12 protein-coding genes are annotated in these 10,362 nt (G+C 61.0%); 10 read left to right on the forward strand and 2 right to left on the reverse strand.

Annotated elements, in window-relative coordinates; genetic code table 11:
- Window positions 1–447 precede the first annotated feature (447 nt).
- Genes H5P28_RS17910 through H5P28_RS17920 form a run of 3 tightly spaced genes read left to right on the forward strand, consistent with a single transcriptional unit; the run spans window position 448 to window position 2,345 of the window.
- Window positions 448–1,389 carry an MBL fold metallo-hydrolase gene (locus H5P28_RS17910; RefSeq protein WP_221773477.1) on the forward strand — a complete coding sequence of 314 codons (942 nt, stop codon included), beginning with the start codon at window positions 448–450 and terminating at the stop codon, window positions 1,387–1,389.
- Window positions 1,390–1,407: 18 nt separating this feature from the next.
- Window positions 1,408–2,025, forward strand: coding sequence for a 3'-5' exonuclease (locus H5P28_RS17915; RefSeq protein ID WP_221773478.1), 618 nt, complete (start codon window positions 1,408–1,410; stop codon window positions 2,023–2,025).
- A 56-nt stretch (window positions 2,026–2,081) separates the two neighbouring features.
- Complete coding sequence (locus tag H5P28_RS17920) at window positions 2,082–2,345, forward strand: ribosomal protein L7/L12 (protein WP_185677067.1); 264 nt, start codon at window positions 2,082–2,084, stop codon at window positions 2,343–2,345.
- On the opposite strand, the gene H5P28_RS17925 is transcribed toward H5P28_RS17920, so the two are convergent.
- Both H5P28_RS17925 and H5P28_RS17930 read right to left on the reverse strand, forming a co-directional pair.
- Window positions 2,323–3,111 (reverse strand): helix-turn-helix domain-containing protein, encoded by a 789-nt coding sequence (locus tag H5P28_RS17925; RefSeq protein ID WP_185677068.1) that lies wholly within the window; start codon window positions 3,109–3,111, stop codon window positions 2,323–2,325. The two genes, H5P28_RS17920 and H5P28_RS17925, sit on opposite strands and share 23 nt — an antisense overlap.
- Window positions 3,111–4,625, reverse strand: a complete 1,515-nt coding sequence (locus H5P28_RS17930) for a sulfatase family protein (RefSeq protein ID WP_185677069.1) — start codon at window positions 4,623–4,625, stop codon at window positions 3,111–3,113. The genes H5P28_RS17925 and H5P28_RS17930 overlap by 1 nt, the downstream gene beginning before the upstream one ends.
- Window positions 4,626–4,855: 230 nt before the next feature.
- Between H5P28_RS17930 and gspG the strand changes: the two genes are divergently transcribed.
- Genes gspG through H5P28_RS17965 form a run of 7 tightly spaced genes read left to right on the forward strand, consistent with a single transcriptional unit; the run spans window position 4,856 to window position 10,348 of the window.
- Complete coding sequence (gspG, locus tag H5P28_RS17935; RefSeq protein WP_185677070.1) at window positions 4,856–5,335, forward strand: type II secretion system major pseudopilin GspG; 480 nt, start codon at window positions 4,856–4,858, stop codon at window positions 5,333–5,335.
- Between the two features lie 19 nt (window positions 5,336–5,354).
- Window positions 5,355–5,873 (forward strand): type II secretion system protein, encoded by a 519-nt coding sequence (locus tag H5P28_RS17940; protein ID WP_185677071.1) that lies wholly within the window; start codon window positions 5,355–5,357, stop codon window positions 5,871–5,873.
- Window positions 5,863–6,396 (forward strand): type IV pilus modification PilV family protein, encoded by a 534-nt coding sequence (locus H5P28_RS17945; protein ID WP_185677072.1) that lies wholly within the window; start codon window positions 5,863–5,865, stop codon window positions 6,394–6,396. The genes H5P28_RS17940 and H5P28_RS17945 overlap by 11 nt, the downstream gene beginning before the upstream one ends.
- Window positions 6,393–7,049: a PulJ/GspJ family protein gene (locus H5P28_RS17950; protein ID WP_185677073.1), complete on the forward strand. Its 657-nt coding sequence runs from the start codon at window positions 6,393–6,395 to the stop codon at window positions 7,047–7,049. The genes H5P28_RS17945 and H5P28_RS17950 overlap by 4 nt, the downstream gene beginning before the upstream one ends.
- Window positions 7,033–8,316, forward strand: a complete 1,284-nt coding sequence (locus tag H5P28_RS17955; protein WP_185677074.1) for a type II secretion system minor pseudopilin — start codon at window positions 7,033–7,035, stop codon at window positions 8,314–8,316. The genes H5P28_RS17950 and H5P28_RS17955 overlap by 17 nt, the downstream gene beginning before the upstream one ends.
- Window positions 8,316–9,812, forward strand: coding sequence for a PilN domain-containing protein (locus H5P28_RS17960; protein ID WP_185677075.1), 1,497 nt, complete (start codon window positions 8,316–8,318; stop codon window positions 9,810–9,812). The genes H5P28_RS17955 and H5P28_RS17960 overlap by 1 nt, the downstream gene beginning before the upstream one ends.
- A complete protein-coding gene (locus H5P28_RS17965) occupies window positions 9,809–10,348 on the forward strand; it encodes a hypothetical protein (RefSeq protein ID WP_185677076.1) in 540 nt (179 codons plus the stop codon). Before H5P28_RS17960 ends, H5P28_RS17965 begins: the two co-directional genes overlap by 4 nt.
- Window positions 10,349–10,362: the final 14 nt, after the last annotated feature.

The following is a 10,362-nucleotide window of genomic DNA, read 5'->3' on the forward strand; positions in this document are numbered from 1 at the left end:
GGGTATGAAGCAAAGCCCAGAGGCTGACCGGAAATCCTTTTCGCTCTGTACAGGATACCACGCAAAGCATGAATTCATACGACAGCAGCCATCAAGGATCGGGTCCCAGTTGCCATTTCCAGAAAACACTCAAGGCCTGCTCTTAAATCGCCCCGTGGTCAATAAAATCCGGCATAACCGCCCACCTGACTCACAAGGAGCGGCAGTTTTTCATCCAGGGGAAGCCGCACGATATCCAACTCCGGAGCATCCACTACGCTCGACCACCAATTTGTAAAATAAATGCTAAATCCATCGCCTAAAAACCCTTGGCTACGACGGGTTTAGGCTGGAAATAGCGCACCTCCCGGCTTAGCGTTGATAATCCGTTCTATTATTTTTTGAGCGCCATTCCGACATCAAATGAAGGTCATTTTCTGGGGTACCCAAGGTTCATTACCGGCGAGCGTGAACGAGAAAACCGTTCGCGAAAAGATCTTCATGGCCGTGCAGGCCGCTCAGGGCTACAAGCTGGAATCGGCTGAGGCGATTGACCGTTTCATCGACCAGGAGTTGCCTTTCGCAGTGCGGGGAACCTACGGAACCAACACCTCGTGCGTGCAGTTGGATAACCCCGGCGGAGATTTCGTCATCCTCGATGCCGGGTCGGGCTTGCGGGACCTGGGGCTCACGCTCGTCAAAAGCGGGCAGGCGAAAAAGCCCTCGACCTACCACTTCGTGATGAGCCACCTGCACTGGGACCACCTGCAGGGGTTTCCGTTCTTTGTGCCGGCCTTCATCCCGGGGAACCGGATCGTCATCCACGCCTATCACCCGGAGGCCGAGGCCTGTTTTCGCCAGCAGATGTCGGGGCAGTTCTTTCCGGTGCATTTCGACCAGTTGGCGGCGGACATCAGCTTCGAGATCCGCGAACCGGGCACGCCATTCGAGGTCGGGGGCTTCTCTGTCACGAGCATGGCGCAGAACCACCCCGGCATTTCCTACGGCTACCGCTTTGAGAAAGACGGCAAGTGCGTGGTCTATTCGACCGATTCGGAGCACAAGCACGACGCCTACGAGAAGGATTACCCCTTTGTCGGTTTTTTCCGGGGGGCGGACCTGCTCATTTTTGACGCCCAGTACACGATGGCCGACGCCACCTTTACCAAGGCCAACTGGGGGCACTCCAGCAACGTCATGGGCGTGGAACTGGCCGCCCGCGCCGGGGTGCGCAAGCTGGCGATCTTCCACCACGAGCCGACCAGCAGCGACGCCGCGCTGGAAGAATTTCTTTTCAACACGCGCATGTACTGCAATATATACCATCAGGAAACCGGCGGCAAACTCGGACACGAGCGCTACCCGGAGCAAATACTGCTCGCCTATGACGGGCTTGAGATGGAAATATAGATGGCAGGGAACAATACTGTGGATTTGGAACAAGAGACTGGAACGGAGGCGCTGCCGTACGCTACAAGCATCAGCAAGTCTGAGATCAACGACTTGCCGCTTTTTCGCTACGAGGGCACAATACACTTGATTGATAACGAGGCGGAGGCCCGCAAGGCGGTCAAAATCCTCAAGAAAGAGCAGGTGCTGGGCTTTGACACCGAATCGCGCCCGTCCTTCCGCAAGGGGGACCACTACCTGCCCTCGCTGGTGCAGTTCGCCTCGGCCACCGAGGTTTATCTGTTTCAGATCGGGCAGTTCGACGGCATCGGGGTCCTCAGCCCCATCTTCGGCAGCAAGTCGATCGCCAAAGTCGGCGTAGCCCTCCACGACGACGTGCGCCGCCTCCAGGAAATCGCCCCCTTCAAGGACCGGGGCTTTGTCGAAATCGCCACCATGACGAAGCAACTCGGGATCAACAACACCGGCCTGCGCTCGCTGGCGGCGATCCTGCTCGGCTTTCGCATCTCCAAGGGCGCGCAAGTCTCGAACTGGGCACGGTCCAATCTCAGCCACAGCCAATTGGTCTATGCGGCAACGGACGCCTGGGTCAGCCGCCTGCTTTACGAAAAGGCCCAGAGCTTGGCCCAAGGCTGAAAACCGCCAAGCATTTGGCCAGAGAATCCCTTATAACACCTCCCCTCCCCCAACGCATGCCCCTCTCCGACCAGGAACTTAACCAGGTATCCGAAGCGATCCTCGCCGGAAACAAAATCCAGGCGATCAAGATCTACCGCGAGGCCACCGGACTGAGCCTGAGCGAGGCCAAGCAGGAGATTGACGCCATCACGGCGCAGTTGGCCAAGGACCACCCGGAACTTGCCGCCGCGCAAAGCAAGGGTTGCCTCTCGGTCTTCGTGCTGGGCTTTCTTTGCCTCAGTGCCGCCGGGATTCTCATTGCCCAGCAAGCGGGCTGACGCCCTCCTCCAGCCGACGGCAGGCCCCCTCCAGCAGGATACTCAGCAGCGGACGCCGGGTCCGCGCGGCATCAAGGGTCAGGCAATAAAAGACGCACCCGAGCGTCTCCCCGCAGTGGAAAGGTTTGGCCAGACGGCAGACGCCCGGCCGGACGCTTGACTCGTCCAGCAGCATCCCGCCCGGTGCGGAAATGTCCCCGTCCGCAGACATGGTGCGGAGGCTGTCCGCGAGGCTCTCCCCGTCCGAGAACCGGCTGAACGGTCCCGCCAGCAGACGTTTTTGCTCGCCTGCACTCAAGAGCGAAAGCACGGCAACCGCCCCGGCATGATCGGGCTCGAAGTAGAGCGTGTCGCCTGCGCGAATCACGCTGATCCCCCCCTCGACCGAGAGAGACTCACGCACGGCGAGCCGGTCTTCTTCCAAAACAATCAGACAGGCCGACTCCCCACCCTCGGCGGCCAACCGCTCAACCTCGATGCGGGCCAGGTCCGCGAACGCGGGACGGGCGCGGTTCAGGTACGGCCCCCACCCGAACACCCGCGACGAAAGCCGGTAACCGGCGTCAGCGAGTCGCTCGACGTAACCGAGGGCTTCGAGGGATTTCAACAGCCGGGCCAGCGTCGAGTCCTGCACGCCGGGCAGCGCGGTCTTCATCTCGCTGTAGCGCATCCGGCCCGCGCCGGAGCGGATCAGCAGGTCGAGCACGGCCAGCCCGCGCTGGAGCGACAGGAGCGAAGGCTTGGAGGAAGAGTCGGAGGAAGGCATCACGCAGGGGCTATCCGTGGCATAGGCAGGACATCCTTGGCCATCTCAGCTTGGACAAAACGGTGATACAAGCGCATTTTCACCTCCGCCCAGGCCGGGTCGTCGAAGCGGTTCTCACACTCGCCGGGGTCGTCCCGCAGGTCGTAGAGCTCGCCCTCGTCGCTGTCGCGGTAAATGGTCAGCTTGTAGCGCTCGTCGATGTAGGTCCGCAACTCGACCGATCCGGGGACGTGGTTGTTCTCGACCAGGCAATGGTCGCGGGCCGCCCCGACCTCTCCCACCCAAACAGGCAACTGGTCCACCCCGGACATGTGGCCGGGCTTCTCCAGCCCGGCGGCGGCCAGCAACGTCACGGGAAGATCGACGAGACTCTGCAAGGCATTGCTACGGACTCCGGCCGGGATATGCCCCGGCCAGCGCGCAGCCATCGGCACCTTTACCCCGTCCTCGTAGTGGAAGGGGCCTTTGGCGATCAGGCTGTGGTGCCCGAGGTAGTGCCCGTGGTCGGTGGTGAAGACCACCAGCGTCTTGTCGGTCAGCCCGAGCTCGTCCAGGCAGTCGAGGGTCTGGCCAATCATGTGGTCCATGAACGAGACCATCCCGTAGTAAAGCGCGAGATCGCGCCGCGTCTGCGCGGGGTCCTGCACATGGGAATGCACCCCGTGCATCCATTTGCCCTTAATACCATAGTCCTCCCTGCTGGCCCCCTCGCTCATGGCGAAGCGGTGGAAGCGCGGGCTGTGGCGGTGGCCGTCGGCTTGCGGCGCGGGCAGGGTCAGCGTATCCGGGTCGTACATCGTGTCCCAGGGCGCGGGCACGAGGTAGGGCGGGTGCGGATCGAAGTAGCTCGACCACAGAAAGAAGGGCTGCCCGCGTCCGGCCCACTCGCGGATGAGGACGTTCGTGCGCTCGGCGATCCAGGTGTTGAGGTGAAACTCCTGCGGGATGTTCCAACGGCCATGCTGCGGCGCGTGGGTGCCGGTCGGCTCGCAGAAGCACTCGCGCCAGTTTTTGAAGCCCTTTTCCTCCATCCACAGGGCGTAGTGCTGGCCGACATGGGCCTCGTCTCCGTGGTTGCGAGCCAGCTCGAAGTGGTCGAAACCGTAAAACGGCCCCTCAAAGGTCCGCCAGAACTCCAGATCCTGCAGCACCGGGTACGCCTCCAGCGACGGGAACTCCGGGGGCGAAGCCAGTGGCTGGAAGTGCGCCTTGCCAATGAGGCCCGTCGCGTAGCCCAGCTCACGCCAACGGTCGTTCATGGTGGGACGCGACTCGTCAAGTTTGGTCCCGAGCGTGTAGGCGCCGTGCTGGCTGGGGTACTGCCCAGTCAGGATACTGGAGCGGGTCGGGGTGCAGGTCGGGTTCGGACAGTAGGCCCGATCGAAGACCATCCCCTGCGCCGCCAGCCGGTCGAGGTTTGGGGTCCGGATTTCCGGATTGTTGTAGCCCAGCGTCATCCAGTGCTGCTGGTCGCTGGTGATTAAAAGCACATTGGGACGGGCAACCGACTGCATGCTTTCGTTTTTGATATTTAATACCTTAAACGCAAGCAAAAATCATAATCCCCCACTCCACAGATCAGCCGGAGGGACGTTTTTGATCGGTTTACCCTTAACTGAAGCATTTTTTGCAACTATATGAATGAATTCTTCACATATTATTGAACCATTTTGAAAAAAACGTTACTGAATCGGTTTCGCATTACCCAACCTAATTCTACGACTAGCACTTCAACTTCATAATTATGATGACCAAAGCTGCCCCGGCACAACGCCGCAAAGGCTTCACGCTGCTTGAGGTATTGATCGCGATTGCGCTTTTGGCCGCCATCGTCGCGCTCCTTATCACCAACCTCGACCGCATCCTCGGCGGTGGTAACAAGGAAGTCGCCCGCATCTTCGTCAACGAAACGCTCGAAACGCCCCTTATGACCTACCGGGTACACATGGGAAGCTACCCGACGACCGAGATGGGGCTTAAGGCCCTGATGATCCGTCCCTCCGACGAGGCCGTCAACTGGCAGGGACCGTACATCAAGCAACTCTCCAAAGACCCGTGGGGTAACGAGTACCAGTACCGCTTCCCCGGTGAAAAGAACACCGAGTCCTACGACCTGTGGTCCTGGGGGCCCGACGGCCAGGAAAGCGCCGACGATATTGGCAACTGGAATCCGCAGCTCATGGGAGACTCCGGCAACCAGGCCTCCACCACGGATAATTTCTAAATCGTGAGCCTCAGTTTACATGAGAAGCCCTGCACGCCGCCGGCGACAGCCAGCCTTCACCGTGATCGAAGTGTTCATGGTGGTGTCGCTGCTGGCCGCGGTGCTGGGGCTTGTCATCGTAAACTATTTTAATATCTCCGGCTCTTACGACAAGCGCCCGGCCCGGGACCAGATCCAGCGGGCCGTGGCCGAAGGCTACCGGCTGGCACGGCTGGAAGGCGGCATCGTCAGCCTCCGCTACGAGGCGGAGAACGGCGCGCTCTCGCTCAGCGATCAGCAGGGCAAGGAGCTGGCCAGAATCACGCTGCCCGGCGTCCCCGAAGACGGGGAAATGACCTTCTACCGGATCAAGCCCGAGTCCCAGCTTACCGAGGAGCCGAACTTCGAAGCCGAGGAAGACCCGGTCGAGGTGCTGGATTTCCAGCCCTACGGAGCCTCACTCCCGTTCCTGGTCCACTACACTCATGGAACCGAAGCCTTTACCCTGAGATTTGACGCATTCTCCGCCCTTAGCTGGGAAGAAGAAGATGTTCTCTAAAGCCACCCCCTCTTTCCCGCGTCGAGCGGGATTTACCCTCGCAGAAGTGGTTGTCGCCACCGTGCTGCTGGGGCTGGCTGCGACTGTCCTCGGGAGAACGGTTTCCGACGCCATGCGCGCCTATTCCATGACGCGCCTGTCCAACCCATACAGCTACGCCCTGCGCCACGTGCGTCAGGAAATCATGGAAATCCCCTCACGCGAACAGCTTGAGGAAGGCGGCACAATCGAGGTTTACGTCCCCAACCCCGGCGGCAGCGACAAGAGCGAAACCACCATCGCGGTCAGCGCCCGCTGGGAAGCCGAGATCTACCCCACCCGCCTGCTCAACGTCTATGTCGTCGAGCTGGACATATCCTTCGAGGCCGAGGGGGAGGCGGAATCTTTCCAGAGACGCATCACCGCGTACCGTCCGAACTGGGCTGACGCCGAGGAAAACTCGACCCTGCTTCAGGCCAAGGAAAAGGAATTCGAGCTGCGGCTGGCCGCCCGCGGTATCACCGAAAGCGAGGACGACTCATGAAGGTGCACCGCTTCCGGGCTGGCATGAGTTTTCTGGAGGTCCTGCTGGCCGTGGCCATGCTGGGCCTGCTCATCGTTGCCGGGGCCACCATGCTTTTCGCGCTCACACGCAGTTACTTCACCCTCGAAACCAGTCCGCTCTTTGACCGGCACGCAGACGGCGTGATCGGCCTGCTGCGCTCCCTGGCCAGTGAATCCGGCCCTCCCCCCGACCCCAACAGCAACGCGCGACCGGGTCCGCAATTCGGATGGAGTACCTCTCCGGTTAGTCAAAAATCCACCCTCTCCTTCAAGATCGACCGCGATCTGGCCTTCTTCGTCTCCGACGAGCATCCGCTCCCGGCCATCGACGCGTTTCTGGAGTTCGACGAAGAAAACCACCAGTTCTGGCTGGCCTGGTACGTTGACCCGAAATTCACCAACAACAACCGGACGATCAACTACACCCTGCTCTCCCCCTGGGCCTCCGATATCCAGTACGGCTACTACGACGAAGGGCAAAATCAGTGGGAGTTCGAATTCGCCAGCGACGACAGCCGCCAGCATGGCAACGAGAAGCCCCGGAACGTGACCCTGATTTTTGACCGCGACGATGTCGTCGTCCGGCGAACCATCTACCTGGACACCCCCACGCACCATGTTCTCGACTACTAGGCAGCAGCGGAAGCGGCGGGGAGTCGTCATCGTCCTGGCCCTGGGCATGATCCTGCTCATGACCTGGCTGGCCCTGGAAATCCTGCGCGGCGTGCGCCAGGACCTGGCCGTCACGACCTCACCCGTCAGCCGGACGCAACTTCGGGAAACCGCCTATCAGTTGCTCGAGGTAAGCATCGGCGTGCTGGCCGAGGTCAAGCGCTTTGAGGGCGGCATCTATTCCCCGTCACAGGGCTGGGGCCTCCCCCTGACCTATGCCGGAATGGCCCACTCCGCCAAACTCAAGAGCGCCCTGCCCCAGGAAACCCCACCTCCGGCCCCACCCGCTAACAGCGACGACGAGCTGGGATTTGACGAAACCGAACAGACCGACACGACTGACACCGCCCAGGCGGAAACCGACGAGGCTGAGTCCTTTCTCAACGACCTGGTCTTCGACGTGGAAAACGCGGAAGCGGCCCAGGACGGATTCGAACGCGCGGTCACGCAGGTTGAACCCTCAGCCGAGACGACCGGCCAGATGTCCGCCGAAACCGCCTTGATCGAGCTTCCGCCCGGCATCCAGGCCCGGGTGCGACTCTTTGACGAGTCGGGCAAGCTCTCGCTCACCGATACAAGCGAAGCCCGCTGGCTTCTCTTTTTCGAGCAGATGGGCTTCGAGGATTCCGAGTCGAAGACGCTGACCGACAGCCTGCTGGACTGGATCGACCCCGACGAGGAGGAACGCGAAAACGGTGCCGAGACCGAGACCTACGCCCAGCTCGACCCGCCCTACCGCTCCGCCAACCGCCCGTTGCGTGACTTCCGCGAATTGCGCTACGTGCAGGGCTTCAAGACGCTGTTCTTCGACGAGCGCGGCGTCCCGAACGAATATTACAATACCTTCAAGGCCAACGTCTCCCTCTTCGGCAAGGGGGAGGTCAACTTCAACACCGCGAGCGAACTGGTGCTGCTCACCTTGGCCGAGGAGCGCGATTTTGATCCGGACCAGGTACTTACTTTCCTCGCCGGGACGGACACGCAGTTCGGGACAGAAGATGACCGCATCCTCAGACCCGGCCTTGACGACAGCGAATTACCCAAAGACAATGATGGGAACGTTCTGCCCGCGAACCGGTCGGTTAATTTTATCATTGCCGAAATCGCCGTCAGTGATGGTCAGAGTATCTACGTGCTTAATGCACTCCTGGATCTGACCCAGAAACATCCCGGCGGAACTTATCCCTTTCGCATTGTTCGTATAACTGAAAACCAGCCTCTATTTTAATGCCTAAAGCCCCGGTGCCCCCATCTGCCACCGACAAGCCGACCTCTGACCGGGTTCGGCTCGTCCCGTCGGCGCTGTTTTACGTGGCCAGCTACCCGATCCCCAAGGGCATTCGCAGCCGCGACATGGCCGCGATGGTACAGGGGCTGGTGGACGAGCATTCCCCTCTTCCCCTTGAGCAGACGAGCTGGGGCTTTCTGCTGGATAACCGCGGCATCAACAGCAGCCACTTCCTTTACTACGCCGGGGCCAAAGACCTGGTTTTCAAATCCGCCAGCGATGCGGTTTCCCTGAGCGAAACCGCTGTGCTCCCCGCCTTCGTCGCTACGCAGGGGCTGAGCTTCGACACACCCACCTGGATATTTTTCCTGGAAAAAGAGTGCCTGAGCGCGCTCTTCTTCGAGAAGGCTTCCAACGTCCCCACCCGGCTCGTCTCGCGTTTTCTCTCCGACATCCTCCCGGGAACCGATTCGGTGTTTCTCAAGCGCGAAGAAATGCTTCGCAGCCTGACCAAGGCCGATTCCGATGAAAACATCGCCCCCGGCCTGATCCGTATTTCCGAAACCACTCCGCGCAAGAACAAGACCGTTTCTTTCCAACTCCAGCGCTGCGAGAGCGAGAACGACGACTGGAGAGACTGGAAGCGCACCGAATTCAGGAAGACGAACCGCTTGCTCGCCGCCGATGTCCGCGACCACACCACCCTGCTCGACCAGCAGCAGCGGGCCGGTCTCGGGCGCCGCCTCGGGCAGATAGCCACCGTCGTCGCCATCACCGTCGCGGCCCTGCTCATTTTCGAGTTTCTGCAATTCCGCCGCCAATCCGAAGCCGCCGCCCTCGCGCAGCAGGTCACGCGGCAGGCCCCCGAAGTCCAACGCCTGCAGGACATCGAAGCGATGGTCAAAACCCTCAAAACCCTTTTCGATCAGGACTTCCAGCCCTACCGCTGGCTGATGGAGCTGAATACGGGCCGCCCCGATTCCATTTCGTTCACCAGCTTTGCGGTGGATGACCAGGGCAGCCTCGTCTTCAACGGTCAGTCTCCCGAGGTCAAAACACTCAACGAGTACAAGTCCGTCCTCGACAAAAACCCACGCTTCAAACAGCCCCAGCTTTCAAACCTGAAGACAGACAAGGACGGCGTCACCTTCACCATCAAATCCGAAACCGGCAACCTCCAGGCGGAGCTTCCGGCCGAGCTTCTCACCCCTCCCCCCGCAGCGGAAACCCCCGACGAGCCCGCGCCGGACACCGAGGTCGCCCAGGCGGCCCCGCCGGTCCACCGCCCCGGCCAGAACGGGAAAAAGAACCCCAACGGCACCCCCGGCAAAAAGAAGGCCCAAAATGGCGGCAAGCCGCGCACCGGCGAAAAAAATGCCGCCGCCAGCCCGACCGACACGACCAGCGAAAGCGAGGCCGAACCGGCCGACGCCCCTGAAGAAACAAATGCCGAGCCCGCCCCTGACTCCGACGCCCCCAACCCCCCCGACGCATGATCCGCATTCTGCAAAGCATTTCCGCCCGCGAACGGCTCATGCTGGCCGCCTTTATCGCAGTCTGTATCCTGATCTGGGCCAGCTCGCTCTCGCGCCGCTGGGATGAGAGCGGCAAAGTCCTCTACGAAGCCCGCAAGGAGGTCAAGCAACAGGAAATCTGGCTCAAAAGCTCCCCGCTTTTTCAGGCTCAGCTGGAGCAGGCCACCACGCGGCTCGACCGCGAGCAAATGCTCGACGGCAGCGGGCTGACCGCGTTTGTCGATGCCTACTCGCGTGAGCACCAGCTCAAGCACCAGTTGACTTCGCCGCAGGTCGTCTCCGGTAAAGTCTATACCCGCTCGACCGTGCAGGTCACTTTCCGCAACATTTCCCTCGCCGACCTGATCGGGCTGCAACTGGCCCTTGACGAGAAGCGCCCCTATATCGCGGTCGAGAAGCTCGCCCTGTCCTCCAACCGGGCCGACCCGCGGCTGCTCAACGCCCGCCTCAGCCTGACCGCCCTTTACGTCAACCCTCCGGCTCAAAACGCCCCGTAACCTTTCACCGTCCA

Source organism: Ruficoccus amylovorans, from assembly GCF_014230085.1.
GTDB lineage: Bacteria > Verrucomicrobiota > Verrucomicrobiia > Opitutales > Cerasicoccaceae > Ruficoccus > Ruficoccus amylovorans.